Genomic DNA, 19,976 nt, shown 5'->3' on the forward strand with positions numbered 1-19,976 from the left:
GCGGCCGGCATGGGTCTGAGACGCCCACCCGGCGCGTCGGACCGGGCCGGAAACGACCCTTCCCGTGCATCACAGAGGTTCCGTGGTGCGGAAGTCGCCCGCGCGGGCCGGATTCGCGCCACCGAGCCTCGGAGTACCTTCGAGATGTTCGCGGCACGGCCCATCGCCCGCTCGCTGGCACTCGCGTTGCGTGAGTGCCAGCGGTTGCCTACACTGGCATTAGCACTCTCGCATCGAGGTTGCTAATAAGTCTTGGATCAAGAAAGAGGTAGACCGTGACGGTTTCCACTCAGGTTTCCATCAAGCCGCTCGAGGACCGCATCGTCATCCGCCAGGTCGAGGCGGAGCAGACGACGGCTTCCGGCCTGGTCATCCCCGACACCGCGAAGGAGAAGCCCCAGGAGGGCGAGGTCGTCGCGGTGGGCCCGGGTCGGATCGACGATAACGGCAACCGCATTCCGCTCGACGTCGCCGTCGGCGACCGCGTGATCTACAGCAAGTACGGAGGCACCGAGGTCAAGTTCGGCGCCGACGACCTGCTCGTGCTCTCGGCCCGCGACGTGCTCGCGGTCGTCGTTCGCTGAGCGATTGACACACACGAAGGACCGGATGCCTCGGCATCCGGTCCTTCGTCGTTCCCGGACGACCGCCTCCGAGCCGGGCGGGGCCCGTCCGGCCGCCGCGCTCGCCGCTCATCGCGCCCGTAGGCTGGGGAGGTGACACCGGATCCCACCACCGCACCCGAGGGGCCGGGCGGTCAACCCGCGGGTGCCGCCGCAGCCGCGGAAGTGCGTGAGCGCAGCGTCGGCGTCGCATCGGCCCTGGGCGCGTACCTCATCTGGGGCTTCCTGCCGCTGTACTTCCTGTTGCTCGTGCCGACCGGCCCGTGGGAGATCGTGGCGTGGCGCATCCTGCTCGCCTTCGTCTTCTGCCTGATCCTGCTGACGGTCACGCGCGCATGGCCGGCATTCGTTCGCATCGTGCGTCAGCCACGTCTGTTGCTGCTGACCGCGGTGGCCGGGGTCTTCATCTACGTCAACTGGCAGGTCTACATCCTCGCCACGCTGACCGGGCACGTGATCGAGACGAGCCTCGGATACTTCATCAATCCGATCGTGACCGTGCTGCTCGGCGTGCTCGTGCTACGCGAGCGCCTGCGTCTCACGCAGTGGATCGCGATCGGGATCAGCGTCGTCGCCGTCGGTGTCATCGTCGTCGGCTACGGGGCGTTCCCCTGGGTCGCCCTGACCCTGGCGTTCTCGTTCGGTTTCTACGGCCTGATCAAGAAGCAGGTGGGGCCGCGCGTCGACGCGGTCGGCGGCCTGACCCTCGAGTCGTTCTGGTTGGTGCCGGTCGCGATCGTGCAGCTGATCGTCGTCGCCTCGACCAGCGGCATCACGATGGGCAGCGCCGGGCCGCTCCACACCGTCTTGCTGTCGCTGGCCGGGATCATCACCGCGATCCCGCTGCTGCTCTTCGCCGCGGGCGCCCGACGGGTGCCCCTGACCGTCATCGGGCTGCTGCAGTTCATCGCTCCCGTGCTGCAGTTCATCATCGGCGCGTGGGTCCTCGGCGAGCCGATGCCGCTCGAGCGATGGATCGGCTTCGGCCTGGTCTGGGTCGCGCTGATCGTCCTGTCGGTCGATTCCGTCCTCTTCTCGCGGCGCGGTCGTGGCGTCTCGGATGTCGCTGAGCTGACCTGACGCCCCGCGCCGGTTCCCCGTCGTTCGGGGGATGGGAGCGTTATCACGCTGTGACCGTACTGTTTCACATCGTTAACGCACTGCAACATCCCGGAGACGCCCGCGCGCATAGGGTGAAGCAACCCCGGTCGGCCGCAGTTCGGCCCCGAGTTCGTCCACAGCTAGGAGCAACATGAACTTCTTCTCCCGTTCGCGCACGGGCAAGGTCCTCGGCGGCATCGCCGTGGTCGGCGTCAGCGCGCTGGTTCTCGCAGGTTGTGCCGGCAGCGGTGGCAACACCGAGTCGTCGGGCGCACCCGCCGGTGACGACCTCGCCCTCAAGATCGGTACGGCACTGCCGCAGACCGGTAACCTCGCCTTCCTCGGCCCGCCCGAAGAGGCCGGTGTCGCGTACGCCGCGTCACAGATCAACGAAGTCTCGGCCGAAACCGGCCTGACCCTCGATGTGGTCTACGGCGACTCGGGTGACACCGACAACAAGGCCTACGAGACCGAGATCCCCCGCCTGCTGGGCGAGGACGTCTCGGCGATCATCGGTGCCGCATCTTCGGGTACGTCGCTGCAGTTCATCGACCAGGTGGTCGGCGCCGGCGTGATCCAGTTCTCGCCCGCCAACACCTCGGACGCCTTCACCACCTACGAGGACGACGGGCTGTACTTCCGCACCGCTCCCTCCGACGTGCTGCAGGGCGAGGTGCTCGGTAACCTGATCGCCGAGGACGGCAACCAGACCCTCGGTCTGATCGTGCTCAACGACTCGTATGGCACCGGGCTCGCCAAGTACGTGACCGAGGCCTTCGAGGCCGCCGGTGGCGAGGTCGTTGCGGCCCCGACCTACAACACGGGTGACGCGACCTTCGATGCTCAGATCAGCGAGGTCCTCGCGGCCGACCCCGACGCGATCGCCCTGATCACGTTCGACGAGGTCTCGACCATGCTGCCGAGCCTGTTCGGCCAGATCCCGGCAGACAAGCTGTACTTCGTCGACGGCAACCTGAAGAACTTCGCAGACGCCTTCCCGACCGGTTCCCTGACGGGCGCGAAGGGCACGCTCCCGGGACTGTCGATCGATTCGATCGCGGACTTCACGGGCGAGCTCGATGCGTTCCTCGAGGCCGAAGGAACCGCACCGCTCGAGGACTACAGCTACGCGGCCGAGTCCTACGACGCGACCATCCTGCTGGCTCTCGCCGCCCTCGCTGCCGGTTCGACCGACAGCGCAGCCATGGCCGAGAAGCTCATGGAGGTCTCGGGTGGTTCGGGCGACGGTGAGACCTGCGAGTCCTACGCGGAGTGCGCCGACATCATCCTGGGCGGTGGAGTCGCCGACTACGACGGCATCTCCGGTCCGATCACGTTCGACGAGGTCGGCGACCCGACCGAGGCGTCGATCGGCATCTACGAGTTCGGTGAGGACAACACCTACACGGCATACATGGGCTGAGCCCCACGCATCCCGCAATGAGGGGCCCCGGTCTTCGGACCGGGGCCCCTTGTCGTGCCCCGGTCTGTCGACACTTCTCCGGTGAAACCGGGTCTGCGGGGCCGGCAAGCCCGCCCGCAGAGCCCGGAGCGCGCCTTCGACCGGAGTACTGTCCTATCCGGGCCACCAACGTCACACGGTAGGTCCTCCCCAGAACCCGTTCCCGTGGCAACATCCCCCGTTGCGGACCGACGCGGGTCAGGCCAGTGAACGGCGCGCAAAGCTGCGTAGGTGCGCGCCCTCCATCCGGATCACGTCTACGTCCACGCCGACCTCAAGTCCGCGGGCCTCTCGCAGGGCAGCATCACCCAATTGGTGCGCAGCGGTGGCATCCTGCGAGCGCGGCGGGACACCTATCTGCATCCCGCTTCCTCGGTCGCGGGGGTGACCGCTGCGCGATCCGGCGGCCGGGTGGCGTGTACGAGCCTGCTGGCCGAATACGGAGTCTTCGTTCTGGAGAAGCGGACCGTGCACATCCAGGTTCCCGCGCACGCGACCCGGCTGCGGCCTCCGACGGGGGTGCGACTGCACGGGGCCCCGCTGCACCGTGCTCCGTCCCCGCGCTCGCTGCGCGTGGAGACGAAGTGCGGCGGGTCAGGTGCCGAGCGTGCCGAGGTACAGCTCGGTGACCTTCGGGTCGCCGAGCAGCTCGCGGCCCGTGCCGGTGTAGGCGTCGCGGCCCTGGTCGAGCACGTAGCCGCGGTCGCAGATCTGCAGGCAGCGCCGCGCGTTCTGCTCGACCATGATGCACGTCACCCCGGCCTTGTTGATCTCGGAGACGCGGATGAACGCCTCGTCCTGACGGACGGGGGAGAGACCCGCGGACGGCTCGTCGAGGAGCAGCACCTTCGGGTCCATCATCAGCGCACGGCTCATCGCCACCATTTGGCGCTCACCGCCCGAGAGCGAGCCCGCGCGCTGCTTGAGGCGCTTGCCCAGCTCGGCGAAGATGCCCGTGACGAACTCGAGACGCTCCTTGTATGCCGAAGGGCGCTGGTACAGGCCCATCTGCAGGTTCTCTTCGATCGTCAGTGTCGGGAAGACGTTGTTGGTCTGCGGGATGAACCCAACACCGCGCGCGACGAGCTTGTTCGCTCGCAGGCCCGTGATCTCGTCGCCCTCGAGCGTGATCGATCCCTCGCGCACGTTGACCTGACCGAAGATCGCCTTCAGCAGGGTCGACTTGCCGGCGCCGTTCGGGCCGATGATGCCGATCAGCTCGCCCTGGTTCGCGACCAGCGAGCAGCCGTTCAGGATGTTGACGCCCGGCAGATACCCGGCGTGCACGTTGTCGACGAAAACGACGGGGGTCTCGGTAGCTACCGTGCTCATGAGCGGTTCTCCTCGTCTTCGGCGACGCCCTCGTCCACCAGCGTCGCGGCGCGCGCGTGAGCGGATGCCTCGGCATCCGTCGTCGGGTCGGCCTGGATGGCCGTGATGCGCCCCGTGACGACACCCAGGTCGAGCTCTTGGTGAGCGCCGAGATAGGCGTCGATGACCGCGGGATTGCGCATGACCGTGTGCGGGTCGCCCTCGGCGACGACGCGCCCCTCGGCCATGACGACGACCCAGTCCGCTATGTGGCGCACCATATGCATGTCGTGCTCGACGAAGAGGACGGTCATGCCCTCTTCCTTGAGATCGAGGATGTGGTCCAGCAGCGACTGCGTCAGGGCCGGGTTGACCCCGGCCATCGGCTCATCGAGCATCACCAGTGTCGGCTTCGTCATCAGCGCGCGCGCCATCTCGAGCAGCTTGCGCTGCCCGCCCGAGAGGCTCGCCGCGAAGTCGGGCGCCTTCGTATCGAGCTTGAACTTCTTCAGCAGCGCCATGGCCTGGCTGTCGATGCTCGAGTCCTGCTTGCGCCAGATCGCGGGAATCAGCGCCTGCCAGAACTTCTCGCCGCGCTGACCCGTCGCGCCGAGCTTCATGTTCTCGAGCACCGTCAAGAGCCCGAGAGCCTTGGTGAGCTGGAACGTACGCACGAGGCCCATCCGCGCGACCCGGAAGGCGGGGACCCCCGACAGCGACCTGCCGTCGAAACTCCACGTACCCTCGTCGGGCTTGTCGAAGCCGGTGAGGAGGTTGAACAGCGTCGTCTTGCCGGCACCGTTGGGTCCGATCAGCGCCGTGATGGCGCCGCGGGGGATCTCGAGGTGCTCGACGTCGACGGCCGTGACGCCGCCGAACGTGCGGCGCACGCCGTCGGCGATGATGATCGGGTCGACCTTCTTCGCTCCCGGTACGGCCTCTCCGACGTGCAGACCCGTCGTCTTGGGACGCTCGACCGGTGCCGTGAGCGGTGCGCCCGAAGCCGCCTCGCCCAGCCGACCGGTGGTGGTGTGCTCGGCCCCCGACTGCCCGTTACTTGACTGCTCGTTACTTGACTGCTCGTTACTTGACAAAGGTCAGCTCCTTCTTGTTGCCGAGGATCCCCTGCGGCATGAAGATCACGAGCAGCATCAGGGCGACGCCGACGAGGATGAATCGGAGCGTTCCGGCCTGGATCTGCGACATGAAAGGAAGGACCCCGGCCGAGACGAGCGCCGGGAGGAAGTTGCTCAGGAATGTCTGCAGCACCCAGAAGATGAGCGACCCGAGCAGGGGGCCGAAGACGGTCGCGGCGCCACCCAGGAGAAGAGCGGTCCACACGAAGAATGTCAGCGACGTGACGTACACCCCGGGGCTGACGGCCGATGGCAGGGCGTAGACGATGCCGCCCGCCGCGGCGAGCACACCACCCAACACGAGCGACTGCATCTTGTACGCGTACACGTTCTTGCCGAGTGCGCGCACGGCGTCCTCGTCCTCGCGCACGCCCTTCAGTACACGCCCCCAGGGGCTGCGCATCAGCATCCAGACGACGAGCACCGCGATGCCGAGCGTGACGAGCCCCATGATGCGCACCCACCACTGCGTCTCGTTGTACGTGAAGGGACCGAAACCGTAGGTGCCCTGCGGCAGGGGATTGGAAGCGCGGAAGCTGCCGTGGTACCCGCTCAGGCCGTCGGCCGAGCCGGTGTATTCGTCGAACGCGGTGGTCAGGAACAGCAGACGCACGACCTCGGCTGCCGCGATCGTCACGATCGCGAGATAGTCGCCGCGCAGCCGCAGCGTCGGGATACCGAGGATCACGGCGAAGATCGCCGATGCCACGAGGCCGGCGATCGCAGCCACCCACCATTCGAGACCGAAGGTGAGCACGCCGATCGCGTAGCCGTAGGCACCGATCGCCATGAATCCGGCGATGCCCATGTTGATCAGGCCGGTGTAACCGAAGTGCACCGCGAGGCCGAGGGCGGCGAGGGCGTACCCGATCGTGGCGGGACTGAGGATCGACGAGGCGGAGTTCGAGAGGATCTGGAGCAAGTCCATGGCGCGCCTAACCTATTCTCTCGCGTCGACCAAGGATCCCCTGTGGTCGGAACAGCAGGATCACGATGAGGATGAAGAGTGCGCTCGCGTACTTCAGGTCCGCGGGGATCCACAGGCTCGAGACCTCGACGAGCAGCCCGACGATGATCGATCCGACGAGCGCGCCGTACGCGGTGCCGAGACCGCCGAGGATGACCGCGGCGAACATGAGCAGCAGAACCTGCGAACCCATGTCCCACTTGATGCCGGGGCGGTAGTAGGCGTACAGGATGCCCGCGAGCCCCGCGAGGCCACCCGCGATGACCCACACGATCCGGACGACGAAGTCCACGTCGATACCGGATGCCGCGGCGAGCGACGGGTTGTCGGAGATCGCTCGCGTCGCCTTGCCGAGGCGGCTGCGGGTGAGCCACACGGCAAATGCGATGATCACGATCACGGAGATCGCGATCGAGACCATGTCGATGATGCTCATCTGCACCGAACCGAACAGCTGGATCTTCGGCTCGGAGGCGAACGGAAGCTGGCTCGTGCCGCCCCCGATGAAGAACTGGAACGTGTAGCGGAGCGCGAGCGAGAGACCGATGCTGACGATCATGAGCTGAACTACGCCCACGCGCCGTCGGCGCAAGGGTCTCCACAGGATCATGTCCAGCACGAGCCCGAGGCCCGCGCTCAGGATCACCGCCAGCGGGAAGCCGACCCACACCGGCAGTGCGAGGCTCGCCGGACCGACGAGCGCGAGGGCCACGACGGCGCCGAAGGTGACCATCTCGCCGTGCGCGAAGTTCGAGATGCCCGTCGTGCCGAAGACGAGCGAGAGTCCGACGGCCGCGAGGGCGAGCATGAGACCGAAGCTCAGGCCCTGCACGATGCGTTGGATGAGCTGGTCCGCGAAGCTCGTGACGCTTCGTTCACCCTCACCGATGAAGAAGTTGACGGTGACGCGCCCTCCGGCGCCCATCTCGACCTCTTCTTCGTTGGGGGTGTCATCCTCGGGGTTCACGACGGCGATGCCGTCGGGCAGCGTCTCTTCGTCGAGGGTGACCGTGTAGGTCTCGCCGCGCTCCGGCACTCCGACGCGCCACTGACCCTCCGCATCCGTCTCGACCTCTTGCTCGCCGCCGGGACCGTCGATGACGAGGCGCACTCCCTCGAGCGGTTGCCCGTCGAGCTGCACGTTGCCGCTGATGCGGTAGGGGTCGTCTTCGGCCGCGAAGGCGGGGGACGCGGTCAAGCTCATCATCGCGAAGAGCACACCGAGGAGTGCCCCGATCGTGAGCAGAGTCCCCCCGCGGGAACGTCGCGCCGCAGCGGTCTTGGGATTCACAGATCCTCCAGTTCGGCACTGTTGCCGAGGGTCGCGTCCATCGGCATTGATGGACGACGGTACGAGCGTAATGTGTCCGCGTTGTTTCCCCCATCGGTCAATCGCGGGACGTGATGAGATCGCAATGGGATCGCTCCCGGAGGAATGTTCGCACAGCCTCGCCGCTTAGACTTCATCAAGCGGATGTTCTGCGCGAAATCGCTTCGATCCGCACCCCGATCACACCCGCACGAGGAGCGCGTACATGCCCGATTACGATCCGTTCGGTTTTGTCGGGCTGACGTACGACGATGTCCTCCTTCTGCCGGGACACACCGACGTCATCCCGAGCGAGGCGGACACGTCTTCGCGGTTGACGCGGCGGATCACCGTGGCGACGCCGCTGGTGTCGTCGGCGATGGACACCGTCACCGAGGCTCGCATGGCCATCGCGATCGCGCGCGAGGGCGGCCTCGGCATCCTGCACCGCAATCTGTCGATCGAAGATCAGGCCGCGCAGGTCGACCGCGTCAAGCGGAGCGAGTCGGGAATGATCTCGAACCCCATCACGACGAGCCCGACCGCGACGGTCGAGGAGGTCGACGCGCAGTGCGCGCAGTACCGCATCTCGGGGCTGCCGGTCGTGGACGACGATGGTCGCCTCGTCGGCATCATCACGAACCGCGACATGCGCTTCGTCTCGGGCTTCGAGCGTCAGACGACTCTCGTCAAGGACGTCATGACGAGCGAGGGCCTGATCACGGCGAAGGTCGGCATCGGCGCGAACGATGTGATCGCGACGTTCGCCAAGCACCGCGTCGAGAAGCTGCCGCTGATCGACGACGACGGCAAGCTCGCGGGTCTCATCACCATCAAGGACTTCGACAAGAGCGAGAAGTACCCCCTCGCCACGAAGGACGAACAGGGCCGTCTGCGCGTCGGTGCGGCGATCGGGTTCTTCGGCGATGCGTGGGAGCGTGCCGAAGCCCTCCGTGACGCCGGAGTCGATGTGCTGGTCGTCGACACCGCCAACGGCCAATCGGCGGGCGTGATCGACATCGTCCGCAGGCTCCGGGCGGATGCATCCTTCGCCCATATCGACATCATCGGCGGCAACGTCGCGACCCGTGAGGGCGCGCAGGCGCTGATCGACGCGGGCGTCGACGCGGTCAAGGTCGGCGTCGGTCCGGGATCGATCTGCACCACTCGCGTCGTGGCCGGCGTCGGCGTGCCGCAGGTCACGGCCGTCTACGAGGCATCCCTCGCCGCACGCCCCGCCGGCGTGCCGGTCATCGCCGACGGCGGTCTGCAGTACTCGGGCGACATCGCGAAGGCCCTGGTCGCAGGCGCCGACACCGTCATGCTCGGCTCGCTCCTGGCCGGAACCGACGAGTCGCCGGGCGAGATCGTCTTCCAGGGCGGCAAGCAGTTCAAGCAGTACCGCGGCATGGGGTCGCTCGGCGCCCTGCAGACGCGTGGCAAGAAGACCTCGTACTCGAAGGACCGGTATTTCCAGGCGGATGTCCCGAGCGACGACAAGCTGATCCCCGAGGGCATCGAGGGTCAGGTCGCCTATCGCGGCCCCGTCTCGGCCGTCGCGTACCAGCTCGTCGGGGGTCTCCGTCAGTCGATGTTCTACGTCGGCGCGCGCACGATCGACGAGCTGAAGGCCAAGGGGAAGTTCGTGCGCATCACGGCGGCGGGGCTGAAGGAGTCCCACCCGCACGACGTGCAGATCGTGGTCGAGGCCCCCAACTACAAGAAGTAGCCGCGCGGCGTCGGTACGCTGGGCGGCATGATCCGGCAACGGCGCCATCCCGCAGCGACGCAGGGCACAAGCCGCCTCGAGGCGTTCACCGACGGTGTCTTCGCCATCGCGGCAACGCTGCTGGTGCTCGATCTGACGAGCTACACGCTCGGCACGATCACATCGGATGCCGAGATGTGGTCGGCGCTCGCGGGAATGTGGGAGCTGTTCTTCAACTTCGTCCTGAGCTTCGTGCTGTTGTGCCTGCTGTGGATGACGCACGTGCAGCAGTTCGAGCACGTTGCGCGCGTCGACGCAACGATCGTCTGGCTCAACAGCGGACGCCTGCTGTTCATCGTCCTCGTGCCGTTCGCCACGAGCCTCACGACCGAGTACTCGGAGTGGGTCGCGGGCCGTCTGCTCATGCCCGTGACGTTCTTCTTCGCGATCCTCTGCAGCTATCTGCAATGGATGTGGGCCGTGCGCAACCGCGAGACGATGATGCCCGACCTCTCGGACGCCGACGCGAAGGCATACGGGCGCGGGGCCGTCAGCGCGCTCATCATCTCGGCGGCCGTCGTCGTCCTCGCCCCGCTGATCGGTTCCTTCGCCTTCGCGCTGTTCGTCTTCGATCCCGTCGGCACGCGTCTCTTCCGCGGTAGGGGCGACCGAGATACCCCGTGACGGCTGCTCCGGCCGGGCGTACCTTTTACGCATGTGCCGGAACATCCGAACCCTTCACAACTTCGAGCCCGCGGCATCCCACGACGAGGTCCATGCCGCAGCTCTCCAGTACGTCCGCAAGATCGCGGGCACGACGAAGCCGTCGAAGGCCAATCAGGAGGCCTTCGATCGAGCCGTGCACGAGATCGCCCACATCACCGGGCATCTGCTCGAGGATCTCGTCGCCGTGACCCCGCCGAAGAACCGCGAGGAAGAGGCGGCGAAGGCGCGAGCTCGGGCCGTCGCATCCGGTCGCTACTCCGTCGCCTGAGTGCCCCGGCGGTCCGGTCGGGAGCGGCGACGGGGTCAGCCGGTAGGCTGGACGGGTGAGCATGGAGATCGAACTGGGGCGCGCGAAGCGAGCGCGACGCGCGTACACCTTCGACGACATCGCGGTGGTGCCTTCGCGGCGCACGCGCAACCCCGAGGATGTCTCGACCGCCTGGTCGATCGACGCCTTCCAGTTCGACATCCCGGTGCTGGGTGCGCCGATGGATTCGGTCGTCAGCCCTCTGACCGCGATCATGCTCGGGCAGCTCGGCGGGCTCGGAGTCCTCGATCTCGAGGGCCTCTGGACGCGCTACGAAGACCCCGAGCCGCTGCTCGCCGAGATCGCCGGCCGTGAAGACGGCGACGCAACGCTCCGGATGCAGGAGCTGTACGCCGAGCCGATCAAGCCCGAGCTGGTCACGGCGCGTCTCGCCGAGATTCGGGCGGCGGGTGTCACGGTCGCCGGTGCCCTGACCCCCCAGCGCACGCAAGAGCTGTACGAGACCGTCGTCGCCGCCGGAGTCGACATCTTCGTCATCCGCGGTACCACCGTCTCGGCCGAGCACGTCTCGAGCGTGTCTGCCCCTCTCAACCTCAAGAAGTTCATCTACGACCTCGACGTCCCGGTGATCGTGGGCGGTGCCGCGACCTACACCGCCGCACTGCACCTCATGCGCACCGGTGCCGCGGGCGTGCTGGTCGGCTTCGGGGGCGGTGCCGCGTCCACGACGCGCGCGACCCTCGGCATCCATGCCCCCATGGCGACCGCGGTCGCCGACGTCACGGGAGCGCGCCGCGACTACCTCGACGAGTCGGGCGGCCGCTACGTGCACGTCATCGCGGACGGGGGAGTCGGCACCTCGGGCGACATCGTCAAGGCGCTCGCGATGGGCGCCGACGCCGTCATGCTCGGCGTTGCGCTCGCGCGCGCGACGGATGCTCCGGGTCAGGGCTTTCACTGGGGGCCCGAGGCGCACCACCCCAAGCTGCCGCGCGGACGCCGGGTGCGCGTCGACCAGGTCGCCTCGCTCGAGGGCATCCTGTACGGTCCGGCCCCCGTGGCCGACGGCACGGCGAACCTGATCGGGGCGCTGCGCAAGTCCATGGCGACCACCGGGTATTCGGACCTCAAGGAGTTCCAGCGCGTCGAGGTCGTCGTCGCGCCGTACTCCGGCGGATGAGCGGTGTGAGCACGGAGCACGACCCCGCCGCCTCGGTGCCAGACGCGCCCGAGGTCTTCCCCCCGACGCTGCGCGAAGTCATGCTGCGTCCGCAGTGGCTCGCGATGCTCGGGCTCTGTCTGCTCGTAGCCGGTGTCTTCGCGTGGCTCGGGCAGTGGCAGCTCGGACGCGCTGTCGACACCGACCCGCCCGCCGTAGGCGCGACGGAGCAGGTCCGTCCCCTCGACGACGTCGTCGAGCCCGGCGCATATCTCGAAGAACCGCTCGTCGGTCAGCAGGTTCAGACCACGGGGTCGTGGGTTCCCGAAGACTTCCTGGTCGTCTCGTCGCGATTCAACGACGGTGTCGAGGGGTACTGGGTCACCGGCCAGCTGCGCATCGACGGCCCGCTCAATCCCACGTCGATCGCTGTCGCGATCGGCTGGGCTCCCACGCTCGAGCAGGCGGAGGCCGCGGCATCCGAGCTCTCGGAGAGCGCCGCGACGACGGCGGCCGGTGTCGCGACGCAGGTGACGGGGCGTGTGATCTCGGACGAGGGGCCGCAATTGCCGCCTCGGGGAGGGGATCCCCTCGAGATGACACGGATGTCGCCGGCGGCCCTGCTCAGCCAGTGGCACGACGTCGACCGTCTGTTCGTCTACCGGCCGTATCTCGCGATGCTCGAGCCGGGCGGGACCGCCGAGGACGCGGGCCTCGTGCCGATCTCCTCCCGGGCGCCGGACGAGTCCTCGACCGTGAACTGGCTCAACATCTTCTACGCCGTCGAATGGGCCGTGTTCGCGGGCTTCGCCTTCTACCTCTGGTACCGCCTCGCGCGCGACGCGTGGGAGAAGGAGCTCGAGGACCTCGAAGACGCGCGCGCCGATGCGTCGTGAGCCGTCCGCCGGCTGGGTGCCGGAACTCGCGGCGGTCCGCCGCCGGTAGACTGGGCCCATGCCGCGCGCTCCCAAACTCGCCTCGTTTCCGGCGATCCGAGGGGCGCTGAAGTTCTACCAGGTCGCCTCGATCATCACGGGTGTCGGTCTGCTGCTGCTCGTCACCGAGATGGTGCTGAAATACACGCCGATTCACCTCGAGCTCTTTCTCGGTGGATCCGGCGGGTTCCTGTGGTTCGCGACGGTCATCGCCGGCGTCGACTGCGAGTGGTACTCGCTCTTCTTCCCCGGCAGCGGGTGCGAAATGGTCTCGACGGGCGACGGCATCAACATCTCGCTCGCGATCCTCGTGGTGCACGGCTGGTTCTACGTCGTGTATCTCTTCGCGTGCTTCCGCATCTGGAGCCTGATGCGCTGGCCGTTCCTGCGGTTCATCGTGCTCGCCCTCGGCGGCATCGTGCCGCTCCTGTCGTTCTTCATGGAGGCACGCGTCGCGCGTGAGGTGCGCACGTACCTCGCCGAGCGCGAGGCATCCGAAGCATCCGCCGTTCCCGTTCCCACCCCGGAAGGCCCCCGTTGACCGAAGCCACAGAGACCTCGCAGCGACCCGTCCTGGTCGTCGACTTCGGCGCGCAGTACGCGCAGCTGATCGCCCGGCGCGTACGCGAGGCGGGCGTGTACAGCGAGATCGTGCCGCACACCGCCACGGCAGCCGACATCGCGGCGCGCAACCCGGTCGGCCTGATCCTCTCGGGCGGTCCATCGTCGGTGTATGAGCCCGGTGCGCCGGCTCTCGATCCCGCGGTGTTCGACCTCGATGTTCCGACCCTCGGCATCTGCTACGGCTTCCAGGTCATGGCTCAGGCCCTCGGCGGCGAGGTCGCGAACACGGGGCTGCGTGAATACGGCGCGACGGATGCCTCGGTCACGGGGGACGGGGGAGTGCTGCTCGCAGGCCAGCCCGCCGCGCAGAACGTGTGGATGAGCCACGGCGACCAGGTGTCGCGGGCTCCCGAAGGTTTCGCCGTGCTCGCCTCGACCACGGCGACGCCGGTCGCGGCGTTCGGAAGCGACGAGCGCCGGATGTACGGGGTGCAGTGGCATCCCGAGGTCAAGCACACCGACCACGGCCAGCGCGTGATCGAGAACTTCCTGCACAAGGCCGCGGGCCTGCCCGCCGACTGGAACAGCGGCAACGTGATCGCCGAGCAGGTCGCGCGCATCCGCGAGCAGGTCGGGTCGGCGCGCGTGCTGTCCGCGCTGTCGGGTGGCGTCGACTCCGCCGTGTCGACCGCGCTCGTGCACGAGGCCGTCGGTGACCAGCTCGTCGCGGTGTTCGTCGACCACGGACTTCTGCGCAAGGGCGAGCGCGAGCAGGTCGAGCAGGACTACGTCGCCTCGACCGGTGTTCGACTCGTCACGGTCGACGCCCGCCAGACGTTCCTCGACGCGCTCGCCGGAGTCTCAGACCCCGAGCAGAAGCGCAAGATCATCGGCCGCGAGTTCATCCGCGCCTTCGAGCAGGTCGAGCGCGAGCTCGTCGCCGAGGCGGCGGCCGAGGGCGAGCCGATCCGCTTCCTCGTGCAGGGCACGCTGTACCCCGACGTCGTCGAGTCCGGCGGGGGCTCGGGCACCGCGAACATCAAGTCGCACCACAACGTCGGTGGCCTGCCCGAGGATCTGCAGTTCGAGCTCGTCGAGCCGCTGCGCACGCTCTTCAAGGACGAGGTGCGGGCGATCGGCCGCGAGCTCGGCCTGCCCGAGGTGATCGTCGGCCGACAGCCCTTTCCGGGGCCGGGCCTCGGCATCCGGATCGTCGGCGAGGTTACCGCTGACCGCCTCGAGATCCTGCGTGATGCCGACGCCATCGCGCGCGAAGAGCTGACCCGCGCCGGCCTCGATGCCGAGATCTGGCAGTGCCCCGTCGTGCTGCTCGCCGATGTGCGCTCGGTCGGGGTGCAGGGCGATGGCCGCACGTACGGGCACCCGATCGTGCTGCGGCCCGTGTCATCCGAGGATGCCATGACGGCGGACTGGACGCGCCTGCCGTACGACGTGCTGTCGAAGATCTCGAACCGCATCACGAACGAGGTGCGCGAGGTCAACCGCGTCGTGCTCGACGTCACGTCGAAGCCGCCGGGCACGATCGAGTGGGAGTGAGCCCGCGAAGACCCCCCCGTCGTCGGGCGAGGTATAGGAGATCAGGCGCGACCGGGGAAGGTGCGGCCGGCCCAGGGGTCGTAGTCGGCCAATAAGGGGCCCTGCTCCGGACGCTCGTGCTCGGGCACGTGCTGCAGATTCACGCGCACCCGGTACCAGAGCGAGGAGCTGCCGCGCATCCCGTCGACGAGTTCGTCGGCCGGATGCAGTGCCGCCGCCGCGGACGGATGCTCCGCACGCCACCGCTCCAGCGCCTCGAGGGCCTCGGGCTTGGACTTCGTCCGCGCGACCTCGATCAACGGCATCGTCGAGACCCGCCGCCCGGACCCGTCGCCCGCGCGCGGCGGCTTCTCGGCGGGGCCCAGGCGCTCGGCGAGGCTCAGCAAGCCCTCGAGAGACCCCGCAGTGGAGTCGATGCCGGCGTGCGGATCGCCGAGCTCGCGAAACCGCGGCACGACGGTCGCGACGGTGAACTCCTCGGGCCGACGCGTGCGCAGCTCGTCCCACGCGAGGGGCGTCGAGACGCGGGCGTCCGGCAAGGGGCGGATCGAATACGCGGATGCGACGGTGCGGTCCTTGGCGTTCTGGTTGAAGTCGACGAACACGCTCTCGCCGCGCTCCTCCTTCCACCACCGCGCCGTCGCGAGCCCGGGTGCCCGCGCCTCGACCTCGCGGGCGAGGGCCTCGGCGGCGGAGCGGAGCGCGCGGAAGGTCCAGCGCGGTTCGATCCGCACCAGGATGTGCAACCCGCGCGATCCCGAGGTCTTCGGCCATCCGATGAGCCCGTGGTCGGCCAGCACCTCGCCGGCGATCATCGCGACGTCCACGATCTGCTCCCACGCCACACCCGGCATCGGGTCGAGGTCGATGCGTAGCTCGTCGGGATGGTCGAGGTCCTCGGCACGGACGGGATGCGGGTTCAGGTCGAGGCATCCGAGGTTCGCGATCCAGGCGAGCCCCGCGGCATCCCGGATCACGGCCTCTTCGGCGGACGTGCCCGAGGCGTAACGCAGGGTCGCGGTGTCGATGAAGTCGGGGTGGTTCTCGGGCACGCGCTTCTGGAAGAACGCCTCGGCGCCGATGCCCTTCACGAATCGCTTGAGCACCATGGGCCGCCCGCCGGCACCCCGCAGCGCACCATCGGCCACGGCCAGGTAGTACCGCACGATGTCGAGCTTGGTCAGTCCCGGCTCGGGGAAGACGACCTTTCCCGGGTTGCTGACGCGCACCTCGTGACCCTCGACGTCGAGGATCTCCGCGGGTGAGGACGAGGCCATCGCCTCAGGCTAGGCCGGACGCATGCCCTGGGGCCAGCCCCGACGGCGTACGAAGAAGGGGCCGCCCGAAATCGGACGACCCCTTCTCGTGCGAGCAGCGTCAGTTGCTGCTGCGGACGATCGCGATGATGCGCAGGATCTCGACGTACAGCCAGATCACCGTGACCATGATGCCGAACGCACCGAGCCAGGCGAGCTTGCGGGGGGCGCCGTTGCGCACACCCTGCTGGATCTGGTCGAAGTCGAGCACCAGCGAGTAGGCGGCCATGAGGACGACGAGGACGCCGATAATCAGACCGAGCGGGATGTTGATGCCGAGAATGCTGATCGAAGCGCTGAGCAGACCGAACTGCTGGCCCGCAGGAAGGACCCCGGTCCACATGAGCACGATGTTCAGCAGCGAGAACACGAGATAGCCGACCATCGCGATCAGGAAGATCTTCGTCGCCTTCTTGGACGCGCGGATCTTGCCGTTCGCGAAGAGCGCGAGCGTCACGCCGACGACGGCGAGCGTTGCGAGCGTCGCCTGCATGACGATGCCCGGCCACTGCACCTCGTAGAACGCCGAGATTCCACCGACGAACAGACCCTGGAACGCGGCGTAGGCGAGGATCAGTGCGGGGCGGACCTTCTTGCGCGACGTGAAGATGACCACCATCGCGAGCACGAAACCGCCGAGCGCACCGATCAGCCACGGAACGATGTTGGTGGTCTGGTTCTGGTCGCCCGTGATCGTCAGGCCGCCCAGCGTCCACACCCAGCCGATGGCCGCGGTCACGAGAAGCACCGCGAACAGCCCGAGGGTCTTCATGACGGTGTCTTCGACCGTCATGCGGTCGGTTTCGATCGCACCGGCCGGCGGCGCGGCGTACATGCCCTCGAGGTGCGCCTGCGCGGCGGCATCGGTGCCGGCCTGCGTAGCCGCGGAGGTCTGCGTGCGACCACCGAGGTTCGCGGCCTGCGATCCACCGGGGTAGGTGTTCACGGCGCGCGGGTCCTGGAAGGCCGGGCTGTTGAATGCGGGATTGTTGAAGGCCATCGCCTCGCTCACACTCCAAGAAATGGGGGTCCACAGCGGGGTGCTGTTCATCAACGATATCCGACACCCCACCCACCGACGCCGCATTCCGCTGTGAGACGGCTATGAGCGAGCCCTGTCATCCGTCATACGCCCGGTCGACGAACGCGTCCCGGATAGCCTGGAAATATGCCTCTCGACCGCACGTTCGGCCGGCCGCTCGTGATCGGTCATCGCGGCGCACCGGGGTATCGTCCCGAGCACACCCGGTCGTCCTACGACTTGGCCCTGGCGATGGGCGTCGACGCGGTCGAGCCCGATGTCGTGCCGACGCGCGACGGCGTGCTGGTGGTACGGCACGAGAACGAGATCTCGGGGACGACGGATGTTTCGACCCGACCGGAGTTCGCCACCCGCCGGACGACGAAGACGGTGGACGGCACGGAGCTGACCGGCTGGTTCACGGAGGACTTCACGTGGGCCGAGTTGGCGACCCTGAAGTGCCGTGAGCGCCTGCCGAAGATCCGGCCGGCCAGCGCGAGCTTCGACGACCAGCAGCCGATCCTGCGCCTCGCGGACGTGCTCGATCTCGTGCGCGCCGCGTCGGACGAGCAGCAGCGTGCGATCGGCGTGGTGCTCGAGATCAAACACGCGACGTACTTCGAGAGCGTCGGCCTCGACGTCGTTCCGCTCGTCGAGGCCGAACTGCGCCGGAGCGGATGGTCCGATTCGCCCGCGCTCGTGATCGAGTCGTTCGAGTCGACGGTCCTGGAACGCCTGCGCGAACGCGGTGTTCGCGCCGAGTACATCTACCTGATCGAAGCCGGCGGGCGGCCGTTCGACCTCGTGGCCGCGTTCGGCGACGACGCTCCGACCTATCGGCAGACCGTGCAGCCCGAGGGTCTCGACGCTCTGGTCGGCAGGTTCGACGGCATCAGCGTCGACAAGCGTGTGATCCTGGCGCCGAACAAGCTCGGCCGGATGACGGGACCGACCTCTGTCGTGGCGGACGCCCACGCGCGCGGGCTGAAGGTCTTCGTGTGGACCTGCCGTCCCGAGAACTCCTTCCTCGTCGCGGATTTCCGCGGCAAGGGAGGCGGCGCGGCGCTCGGCGACTACGAGGCCGAGTGGCGCGTGATCCGGGATGCGGGCGTCGACGGCGTCTTCGTCGACCACCCCGACCTCGGCATGGACGTCTTCGCGCGCTGACGCGGGGACGCTGCTCAGGGAGCGGAAGTCGCGCCGCTTTCGCGTTGACCCGTGACCCCGAGGAAGCGGATGAAAACCGCGATCCACCCGAAGATGAGCGCGAACACGATGATCTCGAAGGCCGTGAGCGAGAAATAGCGCCCGGGCTGTCAGGCTCGGGTCATGCGGCAGATCGAGATCGACATCGACGGGGGCCTGTTCCGTGCGTACTCGTCCCTCGCGCCGCGCACCGACGCGGCACCCGCGGTCGAGCCGACGCCCGTCGTGCTCATCCACGGAATCGGGATGTCGCACCGCTACTTCGCCCGCCTGCATCGCGAGTTCGCGCGCTCGCGCGACGTGCACTCGATCGACCTCCCGGGGTTCGGGCGGTTCGGCCGTCCTCGGGGGAAGTTCGGACAGGAACGGATGGCGCGGGCGCTCGCCGCCGTGCTGCAGCGGCTGAACGTACCGCGCGCCGTGCTCGTCGGCCATTCGATGGGCGCGCAGTGGATCGTCGAACTCGCCCGACAGCGACGCGACCTCGCTGAGGGAGTCGTCCTGATAGGGCCGGTCGCGGACGACGAGCGCCGGACGCTGCGAGCGCAGAGCGTCGCCCTCGCACGGGATACCCTCGGCGAACCGCCGCGCGTCAACGCGATCGTCTTCGCGGACTACGTGCGCTGCGGCATGCCGTGGTATCTCACCCAGCTTCGCCACATGATGACGTACCCGATCGAGGAGCGGATCGCGGACCTCTCCGTGCCGGTGCTGGTCGTGCGGGGCGGGAACGACCCCGTCGCCGGACTCGACTGGTGTCGGCGTTTGCGAGATCGAGCGCACGACGGATCGCTCGTGATCGTGCCCGGGTGCAGACATGTCGTGCAGTTCGCGGCGCCGCGGGCCGTGGCATCCGCGATCGACGCCTTCCTGGCATCGCGCCGCCGGACCGGCCACCTCTTGGGCGTGGCATGACGGCGCGCCCGCAACGGCGCGCTCGGCGTCTCGAGATGCTCGGGGCGTGGGCGGGGGACTACGCGTACGCGATCGCGGCGCAGGCGCGGGGGGCACTCGATCGCACGGACCCGACCGTATTCCGAACGGGGCATCTCACTCCCGTCGTGGTGCTGCCCGGCATCTACGAGTCGTGGCACTTCATGCGCCCGCTCATCGCGGCGCTGCACGACCGGGGCCATCCGGTGCACGTCGTCGACGCCCTCCGACGCAACGGCAGACCGGTCACCGAGAGCGCCGTCGCCGTCGTGGAGTACCTGCGCGAACAGGATGTGCGCGGCGCGGTGATCCTCGCGCACAGCAAGGGCGGCCTGATCGGCAAACAGGCGATGATCTCGGGCGCGACACCCGCCCACGTCACGGCGATGCTCGCGGTTGCGACGCCCTTCGCCGGATCCCGGTACGCCCGGTACTTCGTCAATCCCGCGCTCCGCGGGTTCTCGCCGCGCGACGCGACAATCCGCGCGCTGCTGCTCGAGACGGCGATCGACGCGCGCATCGTGTCGGTCTACGGGCGGTTCGACCCGCACATCCCGGGGGGCAGCGCGTTGCCCGGGGGGCGCAACGTCGTGCTCGACACGATGGGGCACTTCCGCGTGCTCGAAGACCCGCGCGTGCTCGAAGAACTCGAGGCGCTCACCGGCTGAGCCCGG

19 protein-coding genes are annotated in these 19,976 nt (G+C 68.1%); 13 read left to right on the forward strand and 6 right to left on the reverse strand.

The genetic code is table 11. From position 1 onward, the window contains the following. Nucleotides 1–275 precede the first annotated feature (275 nt). From groES to C2868_RS16480, 3 genes are all read left to right on the forward strand, one after another. A complete protein-coding gene (gene groES / locus C2868_RS16470) occupies nt 276–584 on the forward strand; it encodes a co-chaperone GroES (RefSeq protein ID WP_036301697.1) in 309 nt (102 codons plus the stop codon). A gap of 204 nt (nt 585–788) precedes the next feature. After that, a complete protein-coding gene (gene rarD, locus C2868_RS16475; protein WP_100810090.1) occupies nt 789–1,703 on the forward strand; it encodes an EamA family transporter RarD in 915 nt (304 codons plus the stop codon). 172 nt (nt 1,704–1,875) lie between these two features. After that, nucleotides 1,876–3,147: an ABC transporter substrate-binding protein gene (locus tag C2868_RS16480; RefSeq protein ID WP_100809952.1), complete on the forward strand. Its 1,272-nt coding sequence runs from the start codon at nt 1,876–1,878 to the stop codon at nt 3,145–3,147. 633 nt (nt 3,148–3,780) lie between these two features. Here C2868_RS16480 and C2868_RS16485 read toward each other — a convergent pair. From C2868_RS16485 to C2868_RS16500, 4 genes are all read right to left on the reverse strand, one after another. Continuing rightward, nucleotides 3,781–4,518 carry an ABC transporter ATP-binding protein gene (locus C2868_RS16485; protein WP_100809953.1) on the reverse strand — a complete coding sequence of 246 codons (738 nt, stop codon included), beginning with the start codon at nt 4,516–4,518 and terminating at the stop codon, nt 3,781–3,783. After that, a complete protein-coding gene (locus C2868_RS16490) occupies nt 4,515–5,450 on the reverse strand; it encodes an ABC transporter ATP-binding protein (RefSeq protein ID WP_232711118.1) in 936 nt (311 codons plus the stop codon). The genes C2868_RS16485 and C2868_RS16490 overlap by 4 nt, the downstream gene beginning before the upstream one ends. A 130-nt stretch (nt 5,451–5,580) precedes the next feature. After that, nucleotides 5,581–6,561, reverse strand: a complete 981-nt coding sequence (locus tag C2868_RS16495) for a branched-chain amino acid ABC transporter permease (protein WP_100809954.1) — start codon at nt 6,559–6,561, stop codon at nt 5,581–5,583. A gap of 7 nt (nt 6,562–6,568) precedes the next feature. After that, on the reverse strand, nt 6,569–7,807 hold the full coding sequence (locus C2868_RS16500) for a branched-chain amino acid ABC transporter permease (protein WP_100810092.1): 1,239 nt from the start codon (nt 7,805–7,807) through the stop codon (nt 6,569–6,571). A 328-nt stretch (nt 7,808–8,135) separates the two neighbouring features. Here C2868_RS16500 and guaB point away from each other — a divergent pair, with 328 nt between their 5' ends. From guaB to guaA, 7 genes are all read left to right on the forward strand, one after another. Next, complete coding sequence (guaB, locus tag C2868_RS16505; protein WP_100809955.1) at nt 8,136–9,638, forward strand: IMP dehydrogenase; 1,503 nt, start codon at nt 8,136–8,138, stop codon at nt 9,636–9,638. A gap of 27 nt (nt 9,639–9,665) precedes the next feature. Next, on the forward strand, nt 9,666–10,301 hold the full coding sequence (locus C2868_RS16510; protein ID WP_100809956.1) for a TMEM175 family protein: 636 nt from the start codon (nt 9,666–9,668) through the stop codon (nt 10,299–10,301). 31 nt (nt 10,302–10,332) lie between these two features. Further along, complete coding sequence (locus tag C2868_RS16515; protein WP_100809957.1) at nt 10,333–10,611, forward strand: DUF2277 domain-containing protein; 279 nt, start codon at nt 10,333–10,335, stop codon at nt 10,609–10,611. Between the two features lie 61 nt (nt 10,612–10,672). Continuing rightward, nucleotides 10,673–11,791, forward strand: a complete 1,119-nt coding sequence (locus C2868_RS16520; protein WP_100809958.1) for a GuaB3 family IMP dehydrogenase-related protein — start codon at nt 10,673–10,675, stop codon at nt 11,789–11,791. A gap of 80 nt (nt 11,792–11,871) precedes the next feature. Then, nucleotides 11,872–12,666 carry an SURF1 family cytochrome oxidase biogenesis protein gene (locus C2868_RS16525; protein WP_100810093.1) on the forward strand — a complete coding sequence of 265 codons (795 nt, stop codon included), beginning with the start codon at nt 11,872–11,874 and terminating at the stop codon, nt 12,664–12,666. Between the two features lie 58 nt (nt 12,667–12,724). Continuing rightward, on the forward strand, nt 12,725–13,246 hold the full coding sequence (locus C2868_RS16530) for a DUF3817 domain-containing protein (protein ID WP_100809959.1): 522 nt from the start codon (nt 12,725–12,727) through the stop codon (nt 13,244–13,246). Further along, nucleotides 13,243–14,826, forward strand: coding sequence for a glutamine-hydrolyzing GMP synthase (gene guaA / locus C2868_RS16535; RefSeq protein ID WP_100809960.1), 1,584 nt, complete (start codon nt 13,243–13,245; stop codon nt 14,824–14,826). The genes C2868_RS16530 and guaA overlap by 4 nt, the downstream gene beginning before the upstream one ends. Before the next feature lie 41 nt (nt 14,827–14,867). Here the strand turns inward: guaA and C2868_RS16540 are convergent, their stop codons facing one another. Both C2868_RS16540 and C2868_RS16545 read right to left on the reverse strand, forming a co-directional pair. Next, complete coding sequence (locus tag C2868_RS16540; protein WP_100809961.1) at nt 14,868–16,103, reverse strand: DNA polymerase domain-containing protein; 1,236 nt, start codon at nt 16,101–16,103, stop codon at nt 14,868–14,870. Nucleotides 16,104–16,203: 100 nt separating this feature from the next. Next, nucleotides 16,204–17,142: a Bax inhibitor-1/YccA family protein gene (locus tag C2868_RS16545; protein ID WP_100809962.1), complete on the reverse strand. Its 939-nt coding sequence runs from the start codon at nt 17,140–17,142 to the stop codon at nt 16,204–16,206. Nucleotides 17,143–17,310: 168 nt separating this feature from the next. Here C2868_RS16545 and C2868_RS16550 point away from each other — a divergent pair, with 168 nt between their 5' ends. The 3 genes from C2868_RS16550 (at nt 17,311) to C2868_RS16560 (ending at nt 19,970) form a co-directional block, all read left to right on the forward strand. Further along, complete coding sequence (locus C2868_RS16550; RefSeq protein ID WP_100809963.1) at nt 17,311–18,330, forward strand: glycerophosphodiester phosphodiesterase family protein; 1,020 nt, start codon at nt 17,311–17,313, stop codon at nt 18,328–18,330. 162 nt (nt 18,331–18,492) lie between these two features. Beyond that, complete coding sequence (locus C2868_RS16555) at nt 18,493–19,284, forward strand: alpha/beta fold hydrolase (RefSeq protein WP_100809964.1); 792 nt, start codon at nt 18,493–18,495, stop codon at nt 19,282–19,284. After that, nucleotides 19,281–19,970 (forward strand): triacylglycerol lipase, encoded by a 690-nt coding sequence (locus tag C2868_RS16560; protein ID WP_181003497.1) that lies wholly within the window; start codon nt 19,281–19,283, stop codon nt 19,968–19,970. Before C2868_RS16555 ends, C2868_RS16560 begins: the two co-directional genes overlap by 4 nt. The last annotated feature ends 6 nt before the right edge of the window (nt 19,971–19,976 follow it).

It is taken from the genome of Microbacterium sp. CJ77 (assembly GCF_002911615.1).
In the GTDB taxonomy this organism is placed as follows: Bacteria; Actinomycetota; Actinomycetes; order Actinomycetales; family Microbacteriaceae; genus Microbacterium.

Coding starts and splice junctions, on each gene's coding strand:
- C2868_RS16480 (WP_100809952.1), top strand. CDS start 1,876: ATGAACTTCTTCTCCCGTTCGCGCACGGGCAAGGTCCTCGGCGGCATC.
- C2868_RS16515 (WP_100809957.1), top strand. CDS start 10,333: ATGTGCCGGAACATCCGAACCCTTCACAACTTCGAGCCCGCGGCATCC.
- C2868_RS16530 (WP_100809959.1), top strand. CDS start 12,725: ATGCCGCGCGCTCCCAAACTCGCCTCGTTTCCGGCGATCCGAGGGGCG.
- C2868_RS16500 (WP_100810092.1), bottom strand. CDS start 7,807: ATGATGAGCTTGACCGCGTCCCCCGCCTTCGCGGCCGAAGACGACCCC.
- C2868_RS16545 (WP_100809962.1), bottom strand. CDS start 17,142: ATGGCCTTCAACAATCCCGCATTCAACAGCCCGGCCTTCCAGGACCCG.
- C2868_RS16555 (WP_100809964.1), top strand. CDS start 18,493: ATGCGGCAGATCGAGATCGACATCGACGGGGGCCTGTTCCGTGCGTAC.
- C2868_RS16485 (WP_100809953.1), bottom strand. CDS start 4,518: ATGAGCACGGTAGCTACCGAGACCCCCGTCGTTTTCGTCGACAACGTG.
- C2868_RS16520 (WP_100809958.1), top strand. CDS start 10,673: ATGGAGATCGAACTGGGGCGCGCGAAGCGAGCGCGACGCGCGTACACC.
- C2868_RS16560 (WP_181003497.1), top strand. CDS start 19,281: ATGACGGCGCGCCCGCAACGGCGCGCTCGGCGTCTCGAGATGCTCGGG.
- C2868_RS16495 (WP_100809954.1), bottom strand. CDS start 6,561: ATGGACTTGCTCCAGATCCTCTCGAACTCCGCCTCGTCGATCCTCAGT.
- C2868_RS16540 (WP_100809961.1), bottom strand. CDS start 16,103: ATGGCCTCGTCCTCACCCGCGGAGATCCTCGACGTCGAGGGTCACGAG.
- guaB (WP_100809955.1), top strand. CDS start 8,136: ATGCCCGATTACGATCCGTTCGGTTTTGTCGGGCTGACGTACGACGAT.
- C2868_RS16510 (WP_100809956.1), top strand. CDS start 9,666: ATGATCCGGCAACGGCGCCATCCCGCAGCGACGCAGGGCACAAGCCGC.
- C2868_RS16550 (WP_100809963.1), top strand. CDS start 17,311: ATGCCTCTCGACCGCACGTTCGGCCGGCCGCTCGTGATCGGTCATCGC.
- C2868_RS16525 (WP_100810093.1), top strand. CDS start 11,872: ATGCTGCGTCCGCAGTGGCTCGCGATGCTCGGGCTCTGTCTGCTCGTA.